The organism is Spirillospora sp. NPDC049024, assembly GCF_040649235.1.
Taxonomy (GTDB): domain Bacteria; phylum Actinomycetota; class Actinomycetes; order Streptosporangiales; family Streptosporangiaceae; genus Spirillospora.
The window spans coordinates 29,055-55,260 of record NZ_JBEZFD010000018.1 but is presented as its reverse complement, the minus strand read 5'-3'; the positions used below and the strand labels follow the sequence as shown (position 1 = coordinate 55,260).

Sequence of the window (26,206 nt, the reverse complement as noted above, 5' to 3'; positions counted from 1 at the left end):
CGGCCCGCGGCGCCCCCTGTCCGGCGCCGCGGGCCACGTTCCGCTCGGGCCTCAGGAGGTCATGCAGTGCGGTTCCAGTGCGGTCGGCGAGGTCGGCGCCTTCACCGTGAACCCGAACGTGGTCGACGCGCCCACGGCGAGAGAGCCGTTGTAGGCCGCGTTCTTGACCGTGACGTCGGGGCCGGACTGCGTGAAGCTTCCGTTCCACAGGCTGTCGACCGTCTCGCCGTTGGCGAAGGTGAAGTGGGCCGTCCAGCCGGCGAGCGGGAGCGTGCCGGTGTTGGTGACCGTGATCTCTCCCTGGTAGCCGCCGTTCCAGCCGCCGGTGGAGCGGTAGCCGGCCTTGCAGACCTTGCCGGGGTCGCCCGGCGGGTCGGTGGGCGGGTCCGTGGGCGGGTCGGTCGGGCCGCCGCCGTCCTCGCCGACGCCGGTCACCTCGCCGTTGCCGCCGTCGAAGACCACGTCGGAGCAGCCGTAGAACGTCTCGTTGCTGTCCGAGCGCTGCCACACGGTGTAGAGGATGTGGCGGCCGCTCTTGCCGGACGGCAGCCTGGCGTTCCAGTGGTAGTAGGCGTCCTCGTTGCCGGGCGAGCCGACGCTCGGCGGGTCGGTGACGCTGTAGAACGGCTGGTCCTCCAGGTCGTCCCAGCTGAGGGGCCGGGTCGGGCTCCAGCTGTCCTTCGTGACGTAGGTGCGGAACGTTCCCGGGTGGGCCGCCCACTTGTTGTACCGGAACTCGATCTCGCCCCCCGAGGTCAGGTGCGTGACCGGCCAGTCGTCGCGGGCGAGGTCGTAGCCGCTGAAGTCGTAGACGACCGCGCCGCCGCTGCACAGCTTCCCGTCCGGGATGAAGCCGCGGGTGCGGCCGGCCCCGTCCGAGCGCAGCACGGCGAACCAGTTGTAGAGCGAGTTGGGTCCGCTCTGCGCGACCGCCGCCGCGCAGGCCGGGTTGTGCGGGACGATCTGCCCGGTCGGGCTCAGGCCGTCCTTCCAGCACAGGTAGGTGCGGCTGCCGGGCACCATCATCGCGCCGTGCGCGGACGCCGGAGCGGCCGTCAGCAGCGCACCGGCGATCATCGCGGGGCCGAGCACCGCCCCCGCGGCCAGTGCCCTTCGTCGTCGCTTGCCCATGTTCCTCCCGTCACCGGGCCGAGGAGAGAGTGCTTTCCAGCGGAAGCTAACTCCGCGCCGCAAGGCCCGTGAACGGGCCTTTCAGGCTTTCATCGGCCGCCGGGACGGGACCCGGCCGGGTGCGCCGCGGGCGCGCCCGCGGGGGTTCAGCCCTTCGTCGCGCCCGCGGTGAGCCCTCCGATCAGCTGGCGCTCGGCCACGGCGTAGAAGGCGATGGCGGGCACCATCGCGAGCACGATGTAGGCGATGACGAGCGCGTAGTTGGTCGAGTACTGGCCCTGGAACTGCTGGATGCCGACCGGGATCGTCTGCCACTTCGGATCGGCCAGCACCAGGAGCGGGAGGAAGAAGTTGTTCCAGCTCGTCACGATGGCGAGGACCGACACGGTGCCGAGGGCGGGCCTCGCCATCGGCAGCAGGATGCGCCAGAAGAACCCGAAGCGGGTGCAGCCGTCCATGATGGCGGCCTCCTCCAGCTCCGCCGGGATTGTCCGGAAGAACGAGCGCAGGATGATGATCGTGATGGGCAGCGCGAACGCGGCCTGCGGCAGGATGATGCCGAGCGGGTTGTCCAGCAGGCCGAACGAGCGCAGCAGGACGAACAGCGGGAGCACCGCCACGGCGGGCGGGAACATCAGCCCCGCCGCGAACAGCGTGAAGAAGAACTCCCGGCCCCGGAAGGCGTAGCGGGCGAACGCGAACGCCGCCAGCGCCGCCGCCGCGACGGTGAGCAGCGTGGTGGCCACGGCGATCATCACGCTGTTGGCGATCTGCCGCCAGAAGTCGCCGGACGACAGGATGCCGGTGTAGTTCGACACCCGCCACGGCGAGGGCAGCCCGATCGGGTCCGTGGTGAGGTCGCCCGTGGTCTTGAAGCCGGAGACGACCGCGTACAGCAGCGGGACGACGATGAAGGAGCCGAGCACCCACACCAGGGTGTGCCGGGAAGCGCTCCGCGCGATGCCCGCCCTCATCGGCGGCCTCCCGCGGAGGTGACGGCGCCCTGCAGGTCGCGGCGCAGCGCGTAGCGCTGGTAGAGCAGGGAGAAGACCATGCTGATGAGGAACATGGCCACGCTGATCGCGCTCGCGTAGCCCATCTGGTACCGCTTGAAACCGAACTGGAACATGGTGACGGCCATCGTCTCCGTGGAATTCGTCGGCCCGCCGGTCGTGGTGACCCACACGAGGTCGAACAGCTGGATCGAGCCGATGACGGACAGGAACACGCTGATCCGCAGCGTCGGCGCGAGAAGCGGCAGCGTGACGCTGCGGAACCGCCGCCACGGGCCGGCCCCGTCGATCGAGGCGGCCTCCAGCACCTCGCGGGGGATGCCCTGCAGCCCGGCGAGGTAGATCATCATGTGGAAGCCGAAGTACTTCCAGGTCATGACGGCGAACAGGGTGGGCAGTGCGGTGCCCGGGTCGGAGAACCACGTGCCCGCGAGGCCCCCGACGAGCGGCAGGCCGCCGACGAGCGTGTCGGCGAGACCGGTGTCCGGGAGGAAGATGATGCCGAACAGGACGCCCGCGATCACCTCGGACAGGATGTAGGGCGCGAAGAAGACCGCCCGGTAGACCGCGCGGCCGCGCATCCGCTGGTTCAGCAGGACGGCGGTGCCGAGCGCGATGGGCAGCTGGACGACGATCGACAGGACGACCAGGAACAGGCCGCGCCACAGGTCGCCGCGGAAGACGGGGTCGCCGGCCAGCTTCCGGTAGTTGCCGAGGCCGGCGAAGTCCTCGGGCCGGCCGAAGCCGCCCCAGGTGAAGAAGCTCGTGTAGAACGCGACGAAGATCGGGATCAGCACGAAGAAGAAGAACAGCAGCAGCGCCGGCAGGAGGAACCAGGTGGCGGACATCCAGCCGCGCAGCCGCCCGGCCGGCGCCCCGCGGGCCCGCTTGCGCGGGGCCCGCGCGGCGAACCGCGGCCGGTCGTCGGTCGTGGCGGACAACGTCATTGGCTCTTGGCCGCCTTCGTCACCTGCTGCGCCACCTCGTCGGGCGTCTTCTTGCCGCCGACGAGGGCCGCGACGCTGTCGTTGACCTGCTGCCCGACGGCGGGCGGGAAGGCCTGGTCCAGGTAGAGCTGGAACCCGCTGGAGCCGTTCAGCGCCTGGGCGACCTGCTTGCGGTTCTCGTCGCCGAGCGCGCTCTCGGCGCCCTTGACGACCGGCATGAAGGCGCCGGAGGAGACGAGCTTGCGCTCGTTCTCGTTGTTCATGAGGAACGCCAGGAAGTCCAGCGCCTCCTTGGGGGCGTTCTTGCTGAGCGCGTGCCCGTTGCCGCCGCCGAACACGTCGGTGACCGAGCCCTGTCCCCCGTCGACGGTCGGGAAGGGGAACCAGCCGAGGTCGTCGCCGATGCCCTTGCCCGAGGCGTCCTTCTGCACCGCGGGCGCCCACTGCCCCATCAGCTCCATGCCGGCCTTGCCGGAGCCCATGGTGGCGGCCTGGCCTCCTGGCGTGTCGTAGCCGGCGTTCTGGAATCCGCTCTGGAAGGGCTGCAGGTCGACCAGTTCCTTGAGGTGCTGCCCGGCCTGCACGAACGCCGGCGCGTTGAAGTCGTTGCTCTTGGCGGCCTGCTCCATGGCGGCCATCCCGCCGACGCGCATCGCCAGGTAGGCCCAGTAGTAGTGGCCGGGCCACTTGTCCTTGCCGGCCAGCGCGATGGGGGTGACCCCGGCGCCCTTGAGCTTGCGGACGGCGTCCAGGAACTCCGCCCAGGTCTTCGGGGGCTCCTTGATCCCGGCCTTCTCGAAGTGCCGCTTGTTGTACCAGAAGCCCACCATGCCCATGTCGTACGGGACGGCGTAGGTCTTGCCGTCGAACTGGTACGGCTTCTGCGAGACCGGGGTGATGGTGCCCAGCAGGCTCGACCCGTCCTTGTCGAGGCTCTTGACCAGCCCCGCGTCGATCTGCTGCTTGAGCACGCCGCCGCCCCAGGTCACGTAGACGTCCGGCAGCTTCCCGGAGGCGACGAGCGCCGTCATCTTCGACTTGTAGGCCTCGTTCTCCAGGTTGGTGAGCTTGATCTTGACGTTCGGGTGCGCGGCCTCGTAGGCCTTGGCGATCTGCGGATAGAGCGACTTGGACGGCTCGGTGGTCGCGATGTCCATCCACTCGACGGTCACCTTGCCGCCTCCCGACCCGGAGTCGCCGTCGCCGCAGGCGGCGAGCATGGGCGCGGCCGTGGCCAGCACGGCGCCCGCGGAGACCGCGGTGAGGAAGGAACGGCGCGACAGCGGTGGAATGCCCATGGGTGGCCTCCTGGATCGGGGGTGGGCTCGGCCTGGAGCGGGTGGGGCGAGGACGCTCGTTCGAAACTTTTCGAAATGCTTCGAAGCTCGCCGTTGCCGTGGAACTCTAAGAAAGCGGCTCTCCAGGGTCAAGACTTCCGCGGCGAAAGACCGGAATGAAACCGGTGGAAGGTTCGGTACGGGGGCTATGAGAGTTCGAAACATTGCGATACTGTTCGCAATCGTTTCCCCGGGGAGGAGTGAAGCGTGCCCGTGCGCACCACCGACGAGATGCCGGACCGGCCGTCCCGGCCGACGCTGGCACTGATCGCGTCCGAGGCGGGCGTCTCCCCCGCCACGGTCTCCAAGGTCCTGAACGGCCGCACCGACGTCGCCGCCGCCACCCGCGAGCGCGTGGAGGCGCTGCTGCGCCGCCACAACTACCCGGGCCCCGGCGGCACCCGGCGCGCCCGCAGGTCCGGCCTGATCGACCTGGTCCTGGCCGGCCTGGACAGCCCGTGGGCGGTGGAGATCCTGCGCGGGGTGGAGGCCGAGTGCGCCGAGCACGGCGCCGGCGTGGTCGTCTCGCTGGTGCGCGCGGACGACGCCCGCCCCCCGAGCTGGCAGAACCTGCCCGCGCTGCACCACAGCGACGGGGTCATCCTGGTGACGTCCCGGATGACCCCGCGCCAGCTCCAGCAGCTGGAGCGGGCCGGAGTCGGCCTCGTCCTGGTGGACCCGGTGAACATCCCGGACACCGGGATCGCCAGCGTCGGGGCGACCAACTGGGCGGGCGGGCTCGCCGCCACCGAGCACCTCATCGGGCTCGGCCACCGCCGCATCGCGATGATCGGCGGACCGGCCGGCATCCTCTGCACGAAGGCCCGCGTGGACGGCTACCGGACCGCGCTCGAGCGCGCCGGGATCGAGGTCGACAAGGACCTCGTCCGGTACGGCGACTTCCACCACCGCGGCGGCTACGCCCGCACCCGCGAGCTGCTGGCGCTGCCCCGGCGGCCCACCGCGGTCTTCGCGGGCAGCGACGAGCAGGCCATGGGCGCCTACCAGGCGGCCCGGCTCGCCGGGCTGTCCATCCCCGAGGACCTCAGCGTCGTCGGCTTCGACGACCTGCCGACCTGCGAGTGGCTGTCGCCGCCGCTGACGACGGTCCGGCAGCCGCTGGAGGAGATGGGCCGCGTCGCGGCCCGCACCCTGCTCCAGCTCCTGGACGGGCGGCCGCCGCTCGCCCCCCGCGTGGAGCTGGCCACCGACCTGCGCGTCCGCGCCTCCACCGCGCCGCCGCCCGCCCGCGTGAAGCCGGCCACCGACCTGCGCGTCCGCGCCTCCACCGCATCACCCCTGCCTCCCCGCCTGGTCGTCCCACCCGGAGGAACGATGACCGAAGCCGCCCCCGCCCCGAGCACGACCCGCGGCCCCTGGCAGGACCGCGGCCTGCCGGTCGCCGAGCGGGTCGCCGACCTGCTGGCCCGGATGACTCCCGAGGAGAAGGCGGGCCAGCTCGCCGGCTTCTGGGCGATGCCCGCCGAACCGGGCGAGCCCGTGGCGCCGATGGAGGACGACTCCCACGAGGACGCCCCGCCCCTGGAGGAGATCCTCGACCGCGGCCTCGGCCAGCTCACCCGCGTGTTCGGCACCGGGCCGGTCGAGGCGGCCGAGGGCGCCGCCCGGCTCCGCGAGCTCCAGGCCCGCGTCGCCGCGGGCAACCGGTTCGGCATCCGGGCGATCGCGCACGAGGAATGCCTCAACGGCTTCATGACGTGGGGCGCCACGGTGTTCCCCAGCCCGCCCGCGTGGGGCGCCACCTTCGACCCCGAGCTGGTCGGCGAGATGGCCGCCGCGATCGGGGCGAGCATGCGGGCGGCCGGCGTCCACCAGGGCCTCGCGCCCGTGCTGGACGTCGTCCGCGACGCCCGCTGGGGGCGGACGGAGGAGTGCATCGGCGAGGACCCGTACCTCGTCGGCGTCCTCGGCACGGCCTACGTGAGCGCCCTGGAACGGTCCGGCATCGTCACCACGCTCAAGCACTTCGCCGGGTACTCCGCGTCCCGCGCCGGCCGGAACATGGCGCCGACGCCGATCGGCCCGCGCGAGTTCACCGACGTCGTGCTGGAGCCTTTCGTGATGGCGCTGCGCGACGGCGGCGCCCGCTCGGTCATGCACTCCTACACCGACGTGGACGGGATGCCCGCCGCGGCCGACGAGCGCCTGATGACCGGCCTGCTGCGCGAGGAGCTCGGCTTCACGGGCGTCGTCGTCGCCGACTACTTCGGCATCTCGTTCCTGCAGAGCCGGCACCGGGTGGCGGGGTCGCGCGGCGAGGCCGCCGCGCTCGCGCTGCGCGCCGGGATCGACATGGAGCTGCCGACCGTCCGCTGCTACGGCGAGCCGCTGATCGAGACGATCCGGCGGGGCGCCCTGCCCGAGGAGCTGCTCGACCGCGCGGCCGGCCGCGTCCTGACGCTCAAGGCCGAACTCGGCCTGCTGGACGGGCCCGCCGGCGAAGGCGACGGCGCGGACCCGGACTTCGATCCCCCCGGGCACAGGGACCTGGCACGGCGGCTGGCCGAGGAGTCGGTCGTCCTGCTGGCGAACGACGGCGTGCTGCCGCTGCGCTCCGGCTCCGGGGTGGTGCTGGCGGGGCCGCTCGCGGACGACCCGTTCGCGATGCTGGGCTGCTACACGTTCCCGAGCCACGTGGGCCGCGAGCACCCGGAGCTGCCGCTCGGCGTGCCGATCCCCACGCTGGCGGACGCCCTGCGCGCCGATCTGCCCGACGTGCGGGTCGCCGCCTCGGGCGACGTGTTCGTCACCGACGCCGACATCGAGGCGGCCGTGGCGGCGGCGCGCGACGCCGAGGTGTGCGTCCTCGCCCTCGGCGACCGGGCCGGGCTCTTCGGCCGCGGCACGTCCGGCGAGGGCTGCGACGCCGAGACGCTCGCGCTGCCCGGACGGCAGGCCGAACTGGCCGCGGCGGTCCTGGACACCGGCACGCCGACGGTCCTGGTGATGCTGACCGGGCGCCCGTACGCGATCGAGTCCCTGGCCGACCGGGCCGCCGCCGTCGTGCAGGCGTTCTTCCCCGGCGAGGAGGGCGGCGGGGCCGTCGCGGGGGTCCTGTCGGGCCGGGTCGAGCCGTCGGGGCGGATGCCGATCAGCGTGCCGCGCCGCGCGTCCGGCCCGCCGGTCACCTACCTGCGGTCGCTGATGGACGGCGGGCACGACTGGAGCGTGGTCGACCCCCTCCCGCTCTACCCGTTCGGCCACGGGCTGACCTGGACGTCGTTCGAGTACGAGGACCTGCGCGCGGACGAGCGGGCGGCGACCGACGGGACGGTGACGGTCAGCGCGGTCGTCCGGAACACCGGGGAGCGGGCCGGGACGGAGGTCGCGCAGCTGTACCTGTCCGACCCGGTCGCGTCGGTGGTGCGGCCCGCGCGCTGGCTCGCCGGATGGGCCAGGGTGCGGCTGGAGCCGGGAGAGGCGGCGCGGGTCGAGTTCCGGGTGCACGCCGACCGGACCTCCTTCACCGGCGCCGGCCTGCGGCGCATCGTCGAGCCCGGCGTCATCGAGGTCGCCGTGGGCCGGTCGAGCGCCGACCTGCCGCTGCGCGGCTCGTTCACGCTCGACGGGCCCGTCCGCGAACTCGGCCCCGACCGGGTCCTCACCGTCCCGGTGGAGGTGACGCCGCTGTGACCGCGTTCCGCAACCCCGTACTGCCGGGCTGCCACCCCGACCCGACGGTCTGCCGCGTGGGCGACGACTTCTACCTCGTGACCTCGACGTTCGAGTGGTTCCCCGGACTCCCGGTGTTCCACAGCCGCGACCTCGTGCACTGGCGCCAGGCGGGGCACGCGCTCGACCGGGCCGGCCAACTGCCGCTGGACGGCGTCCCGGCGTCCGGCGGGCTGTACGCGCCGACCCTGCGCCACCACGACGGGACCTTCTACCTGGTCTGCACGCTCGTGGACGGGACGCGGTGGTCCGGGCACTTCGTGATGACCGCCTCCGACCCGGCCGGTCCGTGGTCGGAGGCGCACCGGCTGGACGGCGACGGCATCGACCCGTCCCTGTTCTTCGACGACGACGGCCGCGCGTGGTGCACCGGCACCCGGCCGACGGGGCGGTACGAGGGGCACACCGAGATCTGGCTGCGCGAGTTCGACCCGTCGGCCCTCGCGCTGACCGGCGAGGAGCACGTCATCTGGGACGGTGCGGTGAAGGGGGCGATCTGGTCCGAGGGCTCCCACCTCTACAAGATCGGCGGCCGGTACGTCCTGCTCACGGCCGAGGGCGGCACCGCGCTCGACCACGCGGTGATGGTCGCCCGCGCCGACGCCGTCACCGGCCCCTACGAGGGGAACCCGCGCAATCCGGTGCTGACCCACCGCAACCTCGGCACCGGGCATCCGGTCGTCGGGGCGGGGCACGCCGACCTCGTGGACACGCCGGACGGCGAATGGTGGATGGTCCTGCTCGCGATGCGCCCGCACCACCTCGACCGGTGCGTCCTCGGCCGGGAGACCTTCCTGACCCCGGTCACCTGGGAGGACGGCTGGCCGGTGACCGGCGGGCGGATCGAGCCGAGCCACCCGGTCCCGTCGCTGCCGCCGCACCCGTGGCCCGCCGCCCCGGCATGCGACCACTTCGACGGGCCCGAGCTCGGCGCGGCCTGGAACATGCTGCGGACGCCGCGCGAACGCTGGTGGAGCCTGACCGAGCGCCCCGGGCATCTGCGGCTGCGCGCACGTCCGGAGACCCTCGCGGACGTGGCCAACCCGTCGTTCGTCGGGCGGCGCCAGCAGCACCCCGACTTCGCCGCCTTCACCTCGCTCGACTTCGTGCCCGCCGACGAGGAGTGGGCCGGGCTCGCCCTCGTCCAGAACAACGACTTCCACGTCCTGCTGGTGTCGACGGAACAGGGGCTTCGCCTGGTCAAGCGCGAGCGAGGGGTCGAGACCGTGCTCGCCGAGGGACCCGCCGTGCGAGGAGCCGTCCGGCTGGGCTTCGAGGCGCACGGACGCTGGTACCAGGCGTTCTACGGCATCGCTCCGGGCGAGTGGACGCCGCTCGGCGGCCCGGTGGACGGCGACATCCTCAGCAGCCAGGTCGCGGGCGGCTTCACCGGCGCCTACATCGGCCTCTACGCCACGTCCAACGGCCGGGCGGGCGGCGGCCGCGCCGACTTCGACTGGTTCGAGTACCGCCCGCTCTAGAGGAGCAGCGCGGGGTCGGCGATCACGCGCTGCACGACGAGGCCCGCGGCGCCGAGGACCGCGGCGCCCTCGGCCAGGCCGGAGACCTCGACCGGCGGCGCGCCGCGCCGCAGCGAGCCCGGCCCCGCCGCGAGGACGCCCTCCAGCGGGGGCCGGATCCAGGCGGCGAGCGGGGAGAAGACCCCGCCGAGCACGACGGTGTCCGGGTCGATCAGGTTGACGACCGAGGCCAGGGCTCCGCCGAGCGCGCGCCCCGCCCGGGCCACCGCCTCCAGCGCCGCCGCGTCGCCCGCGTCGAGGCGGTCGACCAGCCGGCCGACCGACCCCTCCGGCCCGGCCGCGGGCCGCGTCGCCGGCAGGCCCGCCGCGCGCAGCATCGCCTCCTGCCCGGCGACCTGCTCCAGGCAGCCGCGCCCGCCGCAGGAGCAGGCGGGACCGGACGGGTCGGCCACCAGATGCCCGAGCTCGCCGGCGAAGCCGTGCGCGCCGCGGAACACCCGCCCGTCCACGACGATCCCGGCGCCGATCCCGATCTCCCCCGAGACGTGCACGAAGTCGCCGAACCGGGCACCGCCGCCGAACCACAGCTCGCCGAGGGCCGCCAGGTTGGCCTCGTTGTCGTACTCGGCGGGCAGCGCGGTCGCCAGGCCCGGGACGCCGGTGACGGGGACGTCCGTCCAGCCGAGGTTCGGGGCGTGCCGCACCACCCCGTTCTCGCGGTCGAGCAGGCCGGGCAGGGCGACCGCGGCGCCGGCGACGGTCAGGCCCTGCCCCGCGGCGGCGGCGACCGCCTCGCCCGCGAGCGCGGACAGCGCGGCGAGGACGGCGCCGGGCTCGCGCCCGCGGTTGTCGGAGCTGACGACGTGCCGGTAGCGGACCTGCTTGGCGAGGTCGAGGACGCAGGCGGAGAGGTAGTCGACGTTGACCTCCAGGCCGAGTCCGGCGGCGCCGTCGCCGTGGACGGACACGCCCACGCCGGGGCGTCCGCGCTCCCCCTCGTGCACCGGCGCGCCGTCCCGCACGAGGCCCGCGCCCTCCAGCAGGGAGACGAGGTTGGACACCGTCGTCTTGGTGAAGCCGGTCAGCTCGGCCAGGCGCGCCCGCGTCACGGGCTGGTGGCGGGCGACGTGCTCCAGGACGACGGCGAGGTTCCGCTCGCGCATCGTCGCGTGCCGGACGGGGGCGTTGCCGGACTTCGTCATGGGCAAACCCTAAATGAATCGCGTGTATAGGCAGGGCCGAGACCCTCTGCTAGGTTAATTAGTCCAAGCTCTTTACGAAAGGCGGGACGATGCCCGAGAGCCTGGTCGCGGGCGTCGACTCCTCGACGCAGTCGACGAAGGCCGTGCTGTGCCGCGCCGAGGACGGCGCCGTGGTCGCGACCGCCTCCGCCCCCCATCCGGACGGCACCGAGTGCCACCCCGACCACTGGTGGAGCGCGCTGTCACAGGTCCGGGAGCTGCTCGAACGCGCCGACGCGGTCGCCGTCGCCGCGCAGCAGCACGGCATGGTCGCGCTCGACGGCGCGGGCGAGGTCGTCCGGCCCGCGCTGCTGTGGAACGACACCCGCTCGGCGCCGCAGGCCCGCGCCCTCGTCGAGGAGTTCGGCGGCGCGAAGGCCTGGGCGGAGCGGACCGGCAGCGTGCCGCTCGCGTCGTTCACCGTGACCAAGCTGCGCTGGATGGCCGAGCACGAGCCGGACCACGCGCGCCGCACCGAGCAGGTCATGCTCCCGCACGACTGGCTGACGCTGCGGCTCGGCGCGTCCGAGCCGGTGACCGACCGGGGCGACGCGTCCGGCACCGGCTACTGGTCCCTCGCGACCGGCGCCTACCTGCCGGACCTGCTGCGCGCCGCGCTCGGCCGCGACGCCGCGACGCCCCGCGTCGCCGCGCCCGGCGAGCGCGTCGGCGAGACCCCCTGGGGCGCGGTGCTCGGCCCCGGCACCGGCGACAACATGGGCGCCGCGCTCGGCCTCGGCCTCGAACCGGGCGACGTGGTGGTCTCGATCGGCACGTCCGGCACGGCGTTCGCGGTCGCCGGCGAACCCGCGGCCGACCCGGCCGGGCTCGTCGCGGGGTTCGCCGACGCGACCGGCCGGTTCCTTCCGCTCGTCTGCACGCTGAACGCCGCGCGGATCCTCTCGGCCGCCGCCGCGCTGACCGGGGCCGCGCTGGACGAGCTGTCCGCGCTGGCCCTCGCCGCCGAGCCGGGCGCGGGCGGCCTGACGCTGCTCCCCTACCTCGACGGCGAGCGCACCCCGGACCGCCCGGACGCCACCGGCGTGCTCGCGGGGCTCACCACCTCCAACGCGACGCGGGAGAACCTCGCCCGGGCCGCCGTGGAGGCGCTGCTGTGCTCGCTCGCCGACGCCGTCGACCATCTCGCCGCGCACGGCGCCCGGCCGCGCCGCGTCCTGCTGATCGGCGGCGGCGCCCGCGCCGCCGCCGTCCGGACCCTCGCCCCGGCGATCTTCGGGATGCCGGTCACGGTCCCCGAGCCCGCCGAGTACGTCGCGCTCGGCGCCGCCCGCCAGGCGGCCTGGGCGCTGGCCGGGACGCCGGAACCGCCCGCCTGGCCGGCGCCGCCCGCGACCGAGTACACCGCCGACCGCACCGATGCCGGGGTCCGCGCACGCTACGCCGCGCTGCGCGACGCCGCCCCGGAGATCTGAGGAGGAACCCGTGAGCGACTACACCCCCACCCCCGAGGACCGCTTCTCGTTCGGCGTCTGGACGGTCGGCTGGCAGGGCGTCGACGTGTTCGGCCCCGGCACCCGCCCGCCGATGCCCGCCGACCGCGCCGTCCGCAAGCTCGCCGAGATCGGCGCCTACGGCGTCAACTTCCACGACAACGACGTGTTCGACTTCGACGCCACGCCCGCCGAGCGGCAGGGCGCGATCGACGCGTTCAGGAAGGCCCTCGACGAGACGGGCCTCGTGGTCACCACCGCCACCACGAACCTGTTCGGCCACCCGGTCTTCAAGGACGGCGCGTTCACCGCCAACGACCGCGAGGTCCGCCGGTTCGCGCTGCGCAAGGTCATGGACAACCTGGACCTGGCCGCCGAGCTCGGCGCCCGCACCTACGTGTGCTGGGGCGGGCGGGAGGGGGCCGAGTCCGGGGCCGCCAAGGACGTCCAGGCGGCGCTGGACCGCTACAAGGAGGCGTTCGACGTCCTCGGCGCCTACGTCGCCGACCAGGGCTACGACCTGCGCTTCGCGATCGAGCCGAAGCCGAACGAGCCGCGCGGCGACATCCTGCTGCCCACCATCGGCCACGCGCTCGCGTTCATCCAGACCCTGGAGCGCCCCGACACCGTCGGGCTGAACCCCGAGGTCGGGCACGAGGAGATGGCCGGGCTGAACTACGCGCACGGCCTCGCGCAGGCGCTGTGGCAGGGCAAGCTGTTCCACATCGACCTGAACGGGCAGCACGGCCCCCGCTACGACCAGGACCTGCGCTTCGGCGCCGGCAACGCGCGCGGCGCGTTCTGGGTCGTCGACCTCATCGACCGCAGCGACTACGACGGCCCGGTCCACTTCGACTTCAAGCCGCCGCGCACCGAGGACGACGAGGGCGTGTGGGAGTCGGCGGCCGCGTGCATGCGCAACTGGCTGATCCTGCGCGAGAAGGCCCGCGCCTTCCGCGCCGACCCCGACGTCCAGGACGCGCTGCGCCAGGCCAAGCTGGAGGAGCTCGCCCAGCCCACCCTGGCCGACGGCGAGGACTGGCGCTCGGTCCGCGACGCCACCGCCGACGCCGACGCCCTCGGCGCCCGCCGCACCGCCTTCGAACTCCTCGACCAGCTCGCCCTGGAGCACCTGTACGGCGTGCGCTGATTCTCCCAGGGGGGCGACCCCCTGGAACCCCCGTTGCGAGCCGGGCGATCCTCACGCTGTGCTTGCCCAGGGGGGCGACCCCCTGGAACCCCCGTTACGAGCCGGGCGATCCTCACGCCACGGTTCGGGTTTGTTGTGCCCGTGCGGGTTTTCGTCGTGGCGCTGCGGTCGCCCGGCTCGGCGGGTCGGGCGACCTCCAGGCGCTTAGAGCGCCTTCCGGCCGCCCGACCCGCGGCCGTGGCTCAGCTTCCTTCCGTGGGACCGAGCCTCCTTCTGTGGGGGCCGAGCCTTCTCCCGTGAGAGCTGGGTTTCTGCCTTGGGGGCTGGGCTCCCTTCCTTGATGGCTGAGCTATCTGCTTTGGTGGCCGGGGCTCCTGCCTTGGGGGCTGGGCTTCCTGCCTTGGTGGTTACGGGGTTGCCAGGGCCTCGGTGGGGGCCAGGCGGGCTGCGCGTAGGGCCGGGTAGAGGCCCGCGGCGCCGCCTATGAGGAGGGTGGCGACGATGCCGCCGGCCATCGCCCACACCGGGACGACCGTCGGCCAGCCCTGCGTCACCGCGAAGACCGCGGTGACCACCACGCCCATGGCCACGCCGCCTACGCCGCCGAGTGCGGCGAGCAGCTGCGACTCGGTGAGGAACTGAAGCCTGATCTGGCCGCGGGTCGCGCCGAGCGAGCGGCGCAGCCCGATCTCGGCGCGCCGCTCCAGAACCGAGATCACCATCGTGTTGGCGACGCCGACGCCGCCGACCAGCAGCGCGACGCCGCCGAGCCCGAGGAGCAGCCCGGTGAACGTCCTGTCCGCGGCGTCCTGCGCGGTCAGCGCGTCCGAGGGACGGCTCACCTGCACCTCGGTCGGCGCCTGCGGGTTCGCGGTCGCCGCCAGCAGGTTCCGCACCTTCACCACCGCGTCCTTGCGGGCCCGGGTGTAGACGGTGGTCGGGTGGCCGTCGAAGCCGAGGTGCGCCGCCGCCGACTCCCAGCCGACCAGCGCGGCCGAGTCCAGCTCCGGCGCCAGCTGGTTCGGTTCCAGGATGCCGACCACCGTGAACCACTGGGAGCCGAGCCACACCTGGACGTTCGGCGTCGACACCCCGAGCCGGCCGGCCGTCTCCGCGCCGAGCACCACCGCCGGGTACTTGGCCGTGCCCGCGTTGAGCCACGTGCCGGCCGAGACCGTCAGGCCGACGGTCTTCGGCAGGTCGAGACGGGCCGCCAGGACGCTGATCCCGCCGCTCTCCCCCTCCGGGATGCGGTCGTTGCGGTAGACGTGGGTGTCCGCCAGCTTCGCCGTCGCGGACGCCGACTCCACGTCCGGCATCCGGCCCACCATGCCGACCGACTCCTTCGGCAGCTTCGAGTCCTCGCCGAAGAAGTCCCGGCCGGGCGCCACGGTGAGCAGGTTGGTGCCGAGCCGGTCGAGGGTGGCCTCGAGCTGGGCGCGGCTGGAGGTCGAGATGCCGACCACGCCGACCATCGCGGCGATGCCGATCGCGATGCCGAGGGCCGACAGGAACACCCGCATCGGCCGGGATCGCAGGCCGGCGGCGCCGACGCGCAGCACGTCGCGCGGCCCGAGCCGCACCGGCCCGTCCCCGCGGGGAGTCGTCTTCACCGTGCCGCCCTTCACCGAGCCGCCCTTCACCGTGCCGCCTCCACCCGTGCGTCGTCGTGGACGATCCTGCCGTCGCGCATCCGCACCTGCCGCGGGAGCAGGGCGGCGATGTCCCGGTCGTGCGTGATGAGCACGACCGTCGTGCCGGCGTCGGACAGCTCCCGCAGCAGGTCCAGGACGCCCGCGCCGGAAGCGGAGTCCAGCGCGCCGGTCGGCTCGTCCGCCAGCAGCATCGCGGGCTCCCCCACCACGGCGCGGGCGATCGCGACCCGCTGCTTCTCGCCGCCGGACAGCTGGTGCGGCCGGTGGTCGAGCCGGTGCCCGAGCCCGACGCGCTCCAGGGCGCGGCGGGCCCTGCGGCGCCGCTGCGGCAGCGGCACGCCCCCGTACAGGAGCCCGTCCGCGACGTTGTCGAGCGCGCTCACGCCCGCGGCGAGATGGAACTGCTGGAACACGAAGCCGATCCGCCGGGCGCGCAGCGCCGACAGCCGCCGGTCCGGCAGCCGCGACACGTCCGTCCCCTCGACCAGGACGGTGCCCGCGCTCGGCCGGTCGAGCGTGCCGAGCAGGTGCAGCATCGTCGACTTCCCCGACCCGGACGGCCCGACGATCGCGACCAGCTCGCGCTCCTCGACGGTCAGCGACACCGCGTCCAGCGCCGTGACGCCGCCCGGATAGGTCTTGGTGACCTCGCGCAGTTCGACGACCGGGCTCACGAGGGCACTCCGACCTTCATCCCCTCGGACAGGCCCGATCCGGAGATCTCCACCTTGCCGTCGGTGAAGGCGCCGGTCTCGACCGGCACCGTCCGGACCCGCCCGCCCTCCACGACCTGGACCGCGTAGCCGCCGTCCCCCTGCGCGAGCAGCGCCGCGATCGGCACGGCGAGGACGTCGGCGTGGCGGTTGGCGGTGAGATGCACCGCTACGGGCGCCTTGTCGTAGGACCCGATCTCCTTCCCGCCCGCGACCGCGATCCGCACCTCGACGGTCGCCGGCCGGTCGTCCTGCGCCTGCGTGGCGACCTTCCCGACCGAGGTGATCGTCCCCTTGACCGTGTCCCCGGACGGCAGCTCGATCTCCACCGCGCCGCCCTTCTTCGCGAGCCGCCGGTACTCCACGTCCAGGTCGACGGTCACGACGCGGCTCGTCCCGGTGTAGGTGAGGACGGGGCCGCCGACGCGGTCGCCGACGCTCGCCTTGCGCTCGTCGACTCTGATCCGCCCCGGCGCGACGACGGCGGCGCCCGGCTCGACCCGGCCGGTCTCGGTCACACCGAGGTCGTCCTGCCAGCGCTTCACGGCCGCGGCGGTGGAGCCGTCGAAGGCCTTGTCGACGGTGAAGCCGGTGTAGCCGAGTGCTCGCAGGTTCCGCTCGAACTGCAGGACGTCGGCGCCTTCCGCCCCGTCGGCGAGCGTGCGGTACAGCGGCAGCTTCCCGTACAGCAGCGGGACCGGCTTGTTGTCGACCCGGTACACCGACCTGCCCCTGGAGACGACCGAGCCCGCCCCGGCCAGCCAGGTGAGGGTGCCGTGCCCCGTGCCCGCGATGGTGCGGGCGCCGCCGTAGCCGAGCGTCCCGTCCACGTTCTGGGTCTCGACCAGCGTCGTCCGCTCGATCGCCGCCGTCGCGGGCGGTGGCGCGCCGCGGTCGGCGGCGGGTTCGCCGCCGCCGAGGCCGACCGTGGCGAGCCCGACCGTGGCGAGCCCGGCGCCGCCCGCCACGACCACCCCGGCCGCGCCGAGCGCGATGGTGCGCGTCCTGGCCACTAGCCCCTGCCAACGGTCGTGGAGGGGCCCTTGCCGCCGTCCGGCGAGTACTTCGAGCACGCCTTCTGCGCCTTCTTGAACGTCTGGCTGCGGGGGTCGAGCCCGGTGCCCCCGCCTGCCTGGATCTTGATGCCGCCATCGGGTTCGGGATCGGGGAACTTGCTGATGCCGTTGTCCCGCATGCACTTGGCGAACGCGCGCATCTTGGCGAGGTCCTCGGGACTGGCCTTCGGCGGCTTGCCTCCGTTCGGCATGAGGTGTGCGCACTTCTTCTGCGCCGCTTCGGCCTTGCCGTTCGTCTTCGGCGCCTTGCCCGGGCCGCCCGGGCCGGGCGCGCCGGGCTCGGCGGACGCGTGGATCTCCACCCGGCCGTCGTCGGTCGGGTCCTGCATGTCCACCCCGTTGTCGCGCATGCACTGGGCGAACTTCCGCATCTTCTCCAGGTCGCTGGCCTTCTTGGCGGTGCCCGTCGCCTTCGCGTCCTTGCCCAGGACCCCGCAGCCCTGCCCGCCGAGGGCGAGGGCCGGGACCAGCGCCAGCACCGCGAGCGTCTGTCGTCGCATCGGTCGGTCTCCTTGTCGACTCCGCCGGGCGGAGCGCCGGCGGCGACCGCAAGTCCATCCCCGGGCCGGTAACCCCGGCGTAACCGGATCGCGTTATGCCCGCGTTACGCCCCCTTCCCGAGACTTGGGCGGCAGGACGCGCCGGAGGGCGCGCCGGTCGACGGCAGGGGACGGCAGACGTGCGGGTACTGGTCGCCGAGGACGAGCGGATGCTCGCCGACTCGATCGCCGAGGGGCTCCGGGCGGAGGCCCTCGCCGTGGACGTGGTCTACGACGGGGACGCCGCGCTCGAACGGCTCGGCGTGCACGAATACGACGTGCTCGTCCTGGACCGGGACCTGCCGGTCGTGCACGGCGACGACGTGTGCCGCGCGGTGGTGGAGTCCGGCGCGCTCGTCCGGGTGCTGATGCTCACCGCCGCCGTCACCGTCCCGGCCCGCGTCGACGGGCTGCGCCTCGGCGCCGACGACTACCTCACCAAGCCGTTCGCGTTCGAGGAGCTGGTGGCGCGGATCCTGGCGCTCGGCCGGCGGGCCCGCCCGGCGGCGCCGCCGGCGCTGGAGCGCGCCGGGATCCGGCTCGACCCGTCCCGCCAGGAGGTGTACCGCGACGGCCGGTACGTGCACCTGGCGCGCAAGGAGTTCGGGCTGCTGGCCGAACTGCTGCGCGCGGACGGGACGATCGTGTCCGCCGAGCGCCTGCTGGAGAAGGTCTGGGACGAGCACACCGACCCGTTCACCAACACCGTCCGGGTGACGCTGATGAAGCTGCGCCGCAAGCTCGGCGATCCCCCGGTCATCGAGACCGTCCCGGGAGTGGGGTACCGGATTCCATGAGAGCCACGCGTGCCGCAGCGTTCACGGACCGGCTGCGGCCGACGATCCGACTGCGGCTGACGATCCTCTACACGGGCCTCTTCCTCGGCGCGGGCATCGTGCTGCTCGGGCTGACCTACCTCCTCGTGCAGAACAACCTGCAGAGGCAGGGCGAACCCGCGGCGGACCGCGTCTTCAGCGCGGCGCCCAAGGAGGTGGTCCCCGGAGTGGCCGCCGCGGCACCGCCGCCCGGTGAGGCCTCGCAGCTCACCGTGCAGAAGGTCCAGGGCGCGCTGATCAAGGGGCGCGAGGACTACCAGCGCGAGACGCTCAACGCGCTGCTCACCCAGGGCGGGATCGCGCTCGGGCTGGTGGGCGCGGCCGGGCTCGGCTTCGGCTGGCTGCTCGCCGACCGGGCGCTGCGGCCCGTGCACGCGATCACCGAGACCGCGCGGCGGGTGGCGCGCAGCCACGACCTCACCGAGCGGATCGCCTACGAGGGGCCGCGCGACGACGTCAAGGAGCTGGCCGACACCTTCGACACCATGCTCGGCCGGCTGGCGCGGGCCTTCGACGGGCAGCGCCGGTTCGTCGCGAACGCCTCGCACGAGCTGCGCACCCCCCTCGCCATCAACCGGACGCTGGTCGACGTGGCGGTGCGCCGCCCGGACGCCACCGACGACGTCAAGCGGCTCGGCGAGTCGCTGCTGGTCGTCAACGGCAGGCACGAGCGGCTCATCGACGGGCTGCTCACCCTCGCCGGGACGGAGAACGTCGTGGTCGACGCCGGGCCGCTCGACCTCGCCGACGTCGCCGGGCACGTCCTGCGGCAGGCCGCCCCCGAGGCGCGGGCCCGCGGGGTGACCGCCGACCGCCTGCTCGGCCCGGCCCCCACCTCGGGCGACCCGGTGCTGGTGGAGCGGCTCGTGCAGAACCTGGTCGAGAACGCGATCCGGCACAACCGCGACGGCGGCGAGCTGCACGTCGCCACGCGGGGCCGGGACGGCTGGGCGGAGCTCACCGTCGCCAACACCGGTCCCGTCGTCCCCGCCTACGAGGTCGAGACGATCTTCGAGCCGTTCCGGCGGCTCGGCAACGACCGGGTGCGCTCCGACCGGGGCTCGGGGCTCGGGCTGTCGATCGTCCGAGCGACCGCCACGGCCCACGGCGGCACGGTGACCGCGGCGCCGCGCCCGGAGGGCGGCCTCGTCGTGACCGTCCGCCTGCCCGGCCGGGTGGACGGACCGCCGCTCGCGGCCCCCGCCGGAGGGATCGCCTCATCCGCTCCGGGCTGAGGCGGTCCCCTGGGCGGGGGCCGCCGCCGGCCGCAGCGCGGACACGGCCAGGGCGACGGCCGTCCCGCCGAGCGCCCACCCGGCCAGTACCCACAGCGGGTACGCCGTGGCGTTGCCGGCGAAGTAGACGGTGTTGCGGACGGCCGTCGTCGCCGCGCCCGTCGGCAGCCAGCCGCCGATGACGCGCCAGAACGGCGGCAGCAGCGCGACCGGGTAGGCGCCGCCCGCGCTGGGGTTGCCGAACACGACGAACAGCAGGATCGCCAGGCCGATCCCGAGCAGCCCGAACAGCGTCTGCAACGCGGCGGTGGAGGCCGCCGCGGCGAAGACCACGAGCGCCCCGATGCCCCACACCTGGAAGAAGTGGCCGGGCAGCGCGCCGAGGACGGGACCGGCGATGACCGCGCCGCCGAGCCCCGACACGGCGGCGTACAGGGCGAGCGCCCCCAGCCGGATGACGGTGCGGCGCCCGTTCGCCGGCCGGGCGCCGCCCGCGAAGCCGAGGATCGCCGCCGCCAGGTACCCGCCCACGACCCAGCCGATGACCAGGTAGAACGACGACAGGCCGCGGCCGTCCTCGGGGTCGGGCGGCCGGATGTCGACGACCCTCACCTGCCGGTGCCGGACGGTCTCGAACCGGTTCGCGACGTCGGCGGCCGTGCCGGCGAGCGCCGGTCCGGCGGCGGACGCGACGAGCAGCGTGTCGGTGCCTCCCCGCGGCTCCACGATGATCGCGGCGTCGACCTCGCGGCGCAGGATCTCTCGGCGGGCCTGCTCCGCCCCGGCCGCCGTGCGGGCCTTCAGCGGCGTGCCCCTCAGCGCGTTCACCTGCTCGACGACCTGTCCCGCCACCGCGGGCGGCGCGACCACCGCGACGGGGATGCGGTGCGGCGTCGGCGAATGGAACGCGCCGACGTAGGACAGGATGAACCCGAACTGCAGCAGCAGGACGCCGGTGACCAGGGCGACGCCGCGCAGCGTCACCGCGTCGCGGAGTTCGGCCCCGAATCCGCGGTCGGGCGGCCGCCGGTCGGGCGCGCGAGTGCTCATGCCGGTCGTCTACCCATTCGGCCCCCCGCCAACTGCGCGAACGCCGGTCCGGGCACCGGAGCCGGCGACGCGTCCGGACGGCGGGGCCCGCGGACCTGAAACCCCGGCCCGATCAAGGTAGCGTCGGACCAATGACCAGTGCTGAACTGCTCACCGACGCGTTCGACCGGATCCAGGAGGCCGTCCACGGGGCGGTCGAGGGCCTCGGCGGGCCGCGGCTCGCCGAGCGCCCCGCCGAGGGCGCCAACTCGATCGCGTGGCTCGTCTGGCATCTCACCCGCATCCAGGACGACCATGTCGCCGGGGTCGCCGGCACCGCCCAGGTCTGGACGCGCGACGGCTGGGCCGACCGGTTCGGGCTGCCGTTCGACGCGTCCGACACCGGGTACGGCCACGGCCCGGACGAGGTGGCCGCCGTCCGGGTGGACTCGGCGGACCTGCTGACGGGATACCACGACGCCGTGCACGACAGCACCGTCCAGTACGTGGCCGGGCTGACCGACGCCGACCTGCCCCGGATCGTCGACCGGGCGTGGGATCCGCCGGTCACGCTGGCGGTGCGGCTGGTCAGCGTGATCTCCGACGACCTCCAGCACGCCGGCCAGGCCGCCTACGTCCGCGGACTGCTCAGGGGCGTCTGACCTCCGGGCCGCCGGGGCCGCTCCGGAGCCGGGGCGGCCGGCACGAGCTCGGAGATCAGGAGCGACCAGCGGGGGCCGATGCGGTCCAGGTGGTGGGACCGCACCGAGCGCAGGGCCGCCTCGCCCAGCCGGTCCCGCAGTCCGCGGTCCGCGATCACCCGGCGGAGCGCCCCGGTCATGGCGTCCACGTCCCCGGCGGGGACGAGCAGCCCGTCGCGCCCGTGGCCGATCATCTCGGCGGGGCCGACCGGGCAGTCGAACGCCACGACCGCCAGGCCCATGCCCATGGCCTCGATGACGACCATGGGCATGCCCTCGCGGCGCGACGACAGCGCGTAGACCGACGCCCGCTCCATCTCCGCGTACAGGTGGCGGGTGCGGGGGTGCAACTCGACCCTGCCGCCGAGGCCGAGCTCGTCGATCAGCGCCTGGAGCCGGTCGCGGCGCGGCCCGCCTCCGAAGACGCGCAGGGTCCAGTCCGGATGGTCGGCGGCGATCGGCGCGTAGGCGCGGATGAGCAGGTCGAAGCCCTTGGTGTGGACGAGCCGCCCGGCGGCGAGGACGACCTTGCCGACCCGCCGGGACGGCCGGTCCGGCAGGGCGGGCGCGGCGTTGGGGATGCACACGACGCGCACGCCGGACCCCGCGAGCGCGGCCTCGTACTCGGCGCACGCCGCCTCGGTGAGCGTGGAGACGACGGTCAGCCGCCGGTAGGAGCGCAGGATCTGGCGCCGGAGGGCGGGCTGGTAGGCACCGAGGTGCATGTGGTCCTGGCCGATCGTCGCGGTCCCGGCCGGCGCCAGCTCGGCCGCCAGCAGGTTGAGGGACGGCCTGGTCCCGATGAGCACGTCGGGCGGCGCCGCCGGCGGCAGCGCGCACCGCAGCAGGCACACGTCCGTCCAGAGGCTCATGTGGCGGAACGACGCCTCGTCCGCCGGTGTCAGCAGGCTCGGGAGCCTGGCCAGGACGCGGGCCGCCCGCCCCTTGGGCGCGAAGCCGTCGTCGGCGTAGGTGAGCGTCGCACCGGCGGGGACGGGGAAGAACGGCCTCCTGCTCCGCTTCAGCACGCTGACGATCTCGACGTCGTGGTCGCGGGCCAGGTGGCCGCACAGGTTCAGCACCGTGCGGATCGTCCCGCCCGTCCCGTGCGCGTTCTGCAGCAGGACGCGCACGCGGAGCCGGTCACCGGGCGGCGGGACGCGCCGCCGCCTCAGCAGGGGCCGCAGCGTCCAGAGCGCCGCGCGGCGCAGACCGCGCTGCGCCCTGCGCCGGACGCGGCGCCGCAGCCGCAGCGGGCGGGCCGACTCCTCCACCGTGCCCCCGATCTCCGATGACCGTGCCCGGCCCGTTCCCGGGGCGGGGCACGGTCATGGTCATCCGGTGGTCACGGTTCGGTTGAGGGCGCTGCCCTTCACCCACCGGTCCCAGGACATCTGGTAGTAGCTCCAGCCGTTGAGCGGCTCGAGCCTCCGCTTGCTGCCGGTGATGATCACCGGGTCGCCGCGGTAGGACCACTGGTAGTACCAGCGGGCGTCGGAGGGCGGGGAGTTGACGCAGCCGTGGCTGACGTTCTGGCGGCCCTGCGCCCACGTGGTGGCGGCCATCGAGTGGATGTACTCGCCGCTGTTGGAGATCCGCACCGCGTGCGGGATGACCTCCTTGTAGCCGCCGTTCTTCTTGTCCTTCGGGTCGACGCCCATCCACTCCGACGTCATGATCGCCGGATTCTCCTTGCCCATGGTCAGGTGGATGCCGCTGGTGGTGAGGTAGGTGTCGACGCCGTTGACGACCCGGCCGCCGCGGCCGGCGCTGATCCCCCAGCTGCGGATCTTCTTGCCGTTCTTCTTGACCACGAGCTTGTGCGTCTTGGTGCTGACGGTGACGAGGTGCGAGTCGCCGATGCGGAACGGGCGGGCGAAGTCCGACACGCCGTAGGTCTTCTTGCCCGACCTCACGCCGGCCAGCTTGGCGGTCAGCACCACCTTCTGGTTGGGCGCCCACCAGGTGCCGTTCTTCGTCCGGAAGATCACCGTGGTGTCGTTCATCCAGTACCAGGCGCCGGTGGCGGGCGTCGTCGACTTGACCTCCAGGGCCTTCTCGACGGCCTTCTTGTCGGCGACCGGCCGGTTGAAGACGACCTGGATCGGCATGCCGATGCCGACCTTCTCGTTCTTGCTCGGGGTGACGTCGACGATGCTCAGCTCGTTCGCCGCCTTCTGCGTGGCGAACGCGGCGTTGACGGTCGCCGTCTTGCCCTTGGGGCTCTTGGCCACCGCCACGACCTGGTACTTGGCGCCCGGACGCAGCGTGCGCGACTTCCAGCTGGTCTTGTCGGCGGCCATCGCGCCGTCGACCGGCTTGCCCTTGAGCGTGACCGTCACCTGCTCCAGCGTCCCGCCCGCTGCGGTGACGACGACTCCGTCCTCCGGCTTGGCCTTGGTGTTGCCGTTGCCCGGGTTGATCGTCACCTGGGGGACGCTCGCGTCGCCCTTCTCTCCGACGGTGACGCCGGAGTCCTTCTCTCCGCCGCCGCTGCAGGCCGTCGTGAGGAGGAGCACGGCCCCAGCCATTCCCGCACCCGCCCGAACCCCTGCGGAAAACCTCCGCTGCACCGCTGACCTCCAGAACCCCGCCGTCTACCACAGCGACATTAGCGACAAAATTCGGCGATCATGCCATGTCTCAGGGTTTTTGCAGGCCCCCGAGATCAAAGCGTTGCAACGGAGGCGGGGTCGCCGGTCCCTCCTGGCCTCGGCGGCCGTCTCAGCGCAGGGCGCTGCCCTGCCGCCACTTGTCGAACGACAGCTGCCAGACGCTCCAGCCGTTGTCCCACTCGACCTCGCGGTCGGTTCCGGTCAGGTCGATGACGTCGCCGCGCTGCATGGTGTCGTAGAACCACTTCGCGTTGGCCGGGCTGACGTTCAGGCAGCCGTGGCTGACGTTCGCCGAGCCCTGCGAGCCGACCGACCAGGGAGCCGAGTGCACGTACTCGCCGCTGTTGGAGAAGCGGACCGCGTAGTTGACGACCGTCTTGTAATAGCCGGGGTCGCCCTCCTGGCGCCCGGGAGACGTCATCGTGACCGGGTTGCCCTTCTCCATCAGCAGGTGGACGCCGCTGGTGGTGGTGAACTCCCGGGTCTCTCCGTTGCCGGCGCTGAACGGGATGGTGCGCAGCTTCTTGCCGTCCCGCGTCACCGTCATGTGGTGGTCGCCGATGTCGCCGGTCGTGATCTGCGCGGCGCCGATGCTGATGGTCGCCTTGGCGTCCTTCGCCCCGTAGACGCCGCCGCCCGCGTTCACCCCCGCCAGGTCGGCGCGGAAGCGGACCGTCTGGTGCGGCTGCCAGTACGTCTTCGTCCGGTAGATGACCTGGTCGGACCCGACCCACCGCCACGCGCCCTCCACGGGCTTCTCCGCCGTGACGTGCAGTGTCCGCTCCACGGCGGCCTTGTCGGCGACCGGCCGGTCGAACCGCACGAAGATCGGCATGCCGACGCCGACCTTCTCCCCGCCGACGTTCGGGGTGACGTCCGCGATCGACAGGGTCTCGGCGGGCTTCAGCGTCGTGAACGTGCTGGTGGCCGTCCGGGCCTTGCCGCCCTCGCCGGCCTGCGCCGTGACGGTGTAGGAGGTCCCGGGCGTCAGGGTGCGGGTGGACCGCCACGTCTTGCGGCCGTCCCCGTAGCCGCCGGATATGGCGGCGCCCCCGCCCTGGACGGTGACGTTCCGCAGCTTCGCGCCGGAGGCCTTGACCTCGATCGTCCCGTCCGGCTTGACCTGGGCGGTGCCGTTCGCCGGCGTGATCGTCACGGTCGAGTCCGACCCGCCCGAGGCGAGCTTGCCCTCGCCGCCGATCGAGCAGCCGGTCACGAGCAGCGCCACCGCTCCCGTCCCGACCGCGACCACAGGCCCAAACCGACCCTTTGCCACCACTGGCTCCCCCAACCCCATGCGTTCACCCCGTGCAGGTGAAATCTATCTAAGGATGGAGACGCCCTGAATCAGGCACAGGTTCGGACATCAGCGAAGTTTCGCTGGCCAGATGGGTTCGGCGGGGGTCGAAGGAGGGTCAAGCGGGGGTGCGGGGGCCTAGGGCCCGGTCAAGCCGGGAGCGGGGACCGGTCAGGCGCCGACCGCGGGGGCGATCGCGAGGGGCGCCGGCGGGGGCTCGCCGTTGAGGCGGCGGACCAGCCGCTTGAAGCCCCAGACGGAGACCGCGATGCCGATCGCGCCCAGTCCCGCGACGATGCCGGTGCGGATCCACAGGTACATGCCGATCGACTCGTTGAAGAGCATCCAGAGGCTGACGGCCGCGTTCGTGAGCAGCACGCCCGACCACAGCAGCGAGATGCGCAGGAAGAACCGGTGGACCCGCTCGTGCTTGTAGAAGGCGTCGGGGATCGGCGCCATGTCCTTGGCGAGTTTCATCGCGAGCGGCCGCCGGAGCGGCACCGAGGCGAGGAAGGCCATGCTGACCGCGAGCGTGCCGAGGGTCGGCTGGAGGAAGTAGATGACCGCACTGTGCGTGGCGGCGGCGAGGCCCGCGCGCACGGTCACGCCGACCGCGGCGAGCATCAGCATCCCCGACACCGGGTGCCCGCGCACGTACCGGTAGACGATCCCTCCGTACACCCAGGCGACGGCGGCGATGAGCGCGCCGTTGAGGCCGAGGAGCATGAGCGCGGCGTAGAAGACCGCGACAGGGGCGATGACGCCCTCGATGAAGCGCGGGAGCGCGTGCATCAGCAGCGCGGTCACCCGCGGCAGTTCGAAGATGTGGTGGCCGCCCGCGTGCCCCTGGCCGTCCTGCGGCTTGGGCGCCCGCACCAGCCCTGGCGGTTCCGCGGTCATGGTCGCCGGTCCTTCCATCGAGCGTTGTGCTCCCCGGTCGGTGTACATGGACTCGGATGTGCTCACGATTCGCCCCACCGTACGTGAAGATCCGGGCACGTCCGTCCTGTTTCAACGGATTCGTACCTTGCTTCCCTTCCTCCTTAGTTCGGCTCCGGGGCCCCTG

Annotated in this window: 21 protein-coding genes; 7 read left to right on the top strand and 14 right to left on the bottom strand. The window is 73.4% G+C overall.

The annotated features are described in order from the left end of the window. Positions 1-51: 51 nt before the first annotated feature. From AB0C21_RS29545 to AB0C21_RS29530, 4 genes are all read right to left on the bottom strand, one after another. The gene (locus AB0C21_RS29545) at positions 52-1,131 is read right to left on the bottom strand and encodes a lytic polysaccharide monooxygenase (protein WP_500208586.1); all 1,080 of its coding nucleotides are present in this window, start codon (positions 1,129-1,131) and stop codon (positions 52-54) included. Positions 1,132-1,277: 146 nt separating this feature from the next. Then, complete coding sequence (locus tag AB0C21_RS29540; protein ID WP_149258748.1) at positions 1,278-2,105, bottom strand: carbohydrate ABC transporter permease; 828 nt, start codon at positions 2,103-2,105, stop codon at positions 1,278-1,280. Then, on the bottom strand, positions 2,102-3,091 hold the full coding sequence (locus tag AB0C21_RS29535) for a carbohydrate ABC transporter permease (RefSeq protein WP_500208584.1): 990 nt from the start codon (positions 3,089-3,091) through the stop codon (positions 2,102-2,104). The genes AB0C21_RS29540 and AB0C21_RS29535 overlap by 4 nt, the downstream gene beginning before the upstream one ends. Next, positions 3,088-4,389: an extracellular solute-binding protein gene (locus tag AB0C21_RS29530; RefSeq protein ID WP_500208582.1), complete on the bottom strand. Its 1,302-nt coding sequence runs from the start codon at positions 4,387-4,389 to the stop codon at positions 3,088-3,090. The genes AB0C21_RS29535 and AB0C21_RS29530 overlap by 4 nt, the downstream gene beginning before the upstream one ends. A 246-nt stretch (positions 4,390-4,635) precedes the next feature. Between AB0C21_RS29530 and AB0C21_RS29525 the strand changes: the two genes are divergently transcribed. After that, positions 4,636-8,082 carry a glycoside hydrolase family 3 N-terminal domain-containing protein gene (locus AB0C21_RS29525; RefSeq protein ID WP_500208580.1) on the top strand — a complete coding sequence of 1,149 codons (3,447 nt, stop codon included), beginning with the start codon at positions 4,636-4,638 and terminating at the stop codon, positions 8,080-8,082. Further along, positions 8,079-9,602 (top strand): glycoside hydrolase family 43 protein, encoded by a 1,524-nt coding sequence (locus tag AB0C21_RS29520; RefSeq protein WP_500208579.1) that lies wholly within the window; start codon positions 8,079-8,081, stop codon positions 9,600-9,602. The genes AB0C21_RS29525 and AB0C21_RS29520 overlap by 4 nt, the downstream gene beginning before the upstream one ends. On the opposite strand, the gene AB0C21_RS29515 is transcribed toward AB0C21_RS29520, so the two are convergent. Next, on the bottom strand, positions 9,599-10,804 hold the full coding sequence (locus AB0C21_RS29515) for an ROK family protein (protein ID WP_500208578.1): 1,206 nt from the start codon (positions 10,802-10,804) through the stop codon (positions 9,599-9,601). The genes AB0C21_RS29520 and AB0C21_RS29515 overlap by 4 nt on opposite strands. Before the next feature lie 89 nt (positions 10,805-10,893). Between AB0C21_RS29515 and xylB the strand changes: the two genes are divergently transcribed. Both xylB and xylA read left to right on the top strand, forming a co-directional pair. Next, positions 10,894-12,276 carry a xylulokinase gene (gene xylB / locus AB0C21_RS29510; protein ID WP_500208577.1) on the top strand — a complete coding sequence of 461 codons (1,383 nt, stop codon included), beginning with the start codon at positions 10,894-10,896 and terminating at the stop codon, positions 12,274-12,276. 10 nt (positions 12,277-12,286) lie between these two features. After that, complete coding sequence (gene xylA, locus AB0C21_RS29505) at positions 12,287-13,444, top strand: xylose isomerase (protein WP_500208576.1); 1,158 nt, start codon at positions 12,287-12,289, stop codon at positions 13,442-13,444. A 407-nt stretch (positions 13,445-13,851) separates the two neighbouring features. Here the strand turns inward: xylA and AB0C21_RS29500 are convergent, their stop codons facing one another. From AB0C21_RS29500 to AB0C21_RS29485, 4 genes are read right to left on the bottom strand one after another with little or no spacing between them, the layout of a single operon-like run. After that, positions 13,852-15,087 (bottom strand): ABC transporter permease, encoded by a 1,236-nt coding sequence (locus tag AB0C21_RS29500; RefSeq protein WP_500208575.1) that lies wholly within the window; start codon positions 15,085-15,087, stop codon positions 13,852-13,854. After that, on the bottom strand, positions 15,084-15,773 hold the full coding sequence (locus AB0C21_RS29495) for an ABC transporter ATP-binding protein (RefSeq protein WP_500208573.1): 690 nt from the start codon (positions 15,771-15,773) through the stop codon (positions 15,084-15,086). The genes AB0C21_RS29500 and AB0C21_RS29495 overlap by 4 nt, the downstream gene beginning before the upstream one ends. After that, positions 15,770-16,825 (bottom strand): peptidoglycan-binding protein, encoded by a 1,056-nt coding sequence (locus tag AB0C21_RS29490; RefSeq protein ID WP_500208572.1) that lies wholly within the window; start codon positions 16,823-16,825, stop codon positions 15,770-15,772. The genes AB0C21_RS29495 and AB0C21_RS29490 overlap by 4 nt, the downstream gene beginning before the upstream one ends. After that, a complete protein-coding gene (locus AB0C21_RS29485) occupies positions 16,825-17,388 on the bottom strand; it encodes a hypothetical protein (protein WP_500208570.1) in 564 nt (187 codons plus the stop codon). Before AB0C21_RS29485 ends, AB0C21_RS29490 begins: the two co-directional genes overlap by 1 nt. A gap of 179 nt (positions 17,389-17,567) precedes the next feature. Between AB0C21_RS29485 and AB0C21_RS29480 the strand changes: the two genes are divergently transcribed. Together AB0C21_RS29480 and AB0C21_RS29475 are read left to right on the top strand one after the other, a co-directional pair. Further along, entirely contained in the window at positions 17,568-18,224 is a 657-nt protein-coding gene (locus AB0C21_RS29480) for a response regulator transcription factor (protein ID WP_200841801.1), read from the top strand. Then, positions 18,221-19,498, top strand: a complete 1,278-nt coding sequence (locus AB0C21_RS29475) for a sensor histidine kinase (protein ID WP_500208569.1) — start codon at positions 18,221-18,223, stop codon at positions 19,496-19,498. Before AB0C21_RS29480 ends, AB0C21_RS29475 begins: the two co-directional genes overlap by 4 nt. On the opposite strand, the gene AB0C21_RS29470 is transcribed toward AB0C21_RS29475, so the two are convergent. After that, positions 19,481-20,548 carry an ABC-2 transporter permease gene (locus tag AB0C21_RS29470; RefSeq protein WP_500208568.1) on the bottom strand — a complete coding sequence of 356 codons (1,068 nt, stop codon included), beginning with the start codon at positions 20,546-20,548 and terminating at the stop codon, positions 19,481-19,483. The genes AB0C21_RS29475 and AB0C21_RS29470 overlap by 18 nt on opposite strands. A gap of 131 nt (positions 20,549-20,679) precedes the next feature. On the opposite strand from AB0C21_RS29470, the gene AB0C21_RS29465 reads away from it, so the two are divergent. Continuing rightward, a complete protein-coding gene (locus AB0C21_RS29465) occupies positions 20,680-21,189 on the top strand; it encodes a mycothiol transferase (protein WP_500208566.1) in 510 nt (169 codons plus the stop codon). Here AB0C21_RS29465 and AB0C21_RS29460 read toward each other — a convergent pair. The 4 genes from AB0C21_RS29460 to AB0C21_RS29445 all read right to left on the bottom strand — a co-directional run bounded on the left by AB0C21_RS29460 (position 21,159) and on the right by AB0C21_RS29445 (position 26,040). Continuing rightward, on the bottom strand, positions 21,159-22,502 hold the full coding sequence (locus tag AB0C21_RS29460) for a glycosyltransferase family 4 protein (RefSeq protein ID WP_500208564.1): 1,344 nt from the start codon (positions 22,500-22,502) through the stop codon (positions 21,159-21,161). The genes AB0C21_RS29465 and AB0C21_RS29460 overlap by 31 nt on opposite strands. A gap of 60 nt (positions 22,503-22,562) precedes the next feature. Beyond that, on the bottom strand, positions 22,563-23,759 hold the full coding sequence (locus tag AB0C21_RS29455; RefSeq protein WP_500208562.1) for a L,D-transpeptidase: 1,197 nt from the start codon (positions 23,757-23,759) through the stop codon (positions 22,563-22,565). Positions 23,760-23,952: 193 nt separating this feature from the next. Next, positions 23,953-25,071, bottom strand: coding sequence for a L,D-transpeptidase (locus tag AB0C21_RS29450; RefSeq protein ID WP_500208561.1), 1,119 nt, complete (start codon positions 25,069-25,071; stop codon positions 23,953-23,955). A gap of 240 nt (positions 25,072-25,311) precedes the next feature. Further along, the gene (locus AB0C21_RS29445) at positions 25,312-26,040 is read right to left on the bottom strand and encodes a VC0807 family protein (RefSeq protein WP_149258766.1); all 729 of its coding nucleotides are present in this window, start codon (positions 26,038-26,040) and stop codon (positions 25,312-25,314) included. Positions 26,041-26,206 lie beyond the last annotated feature (166 nt).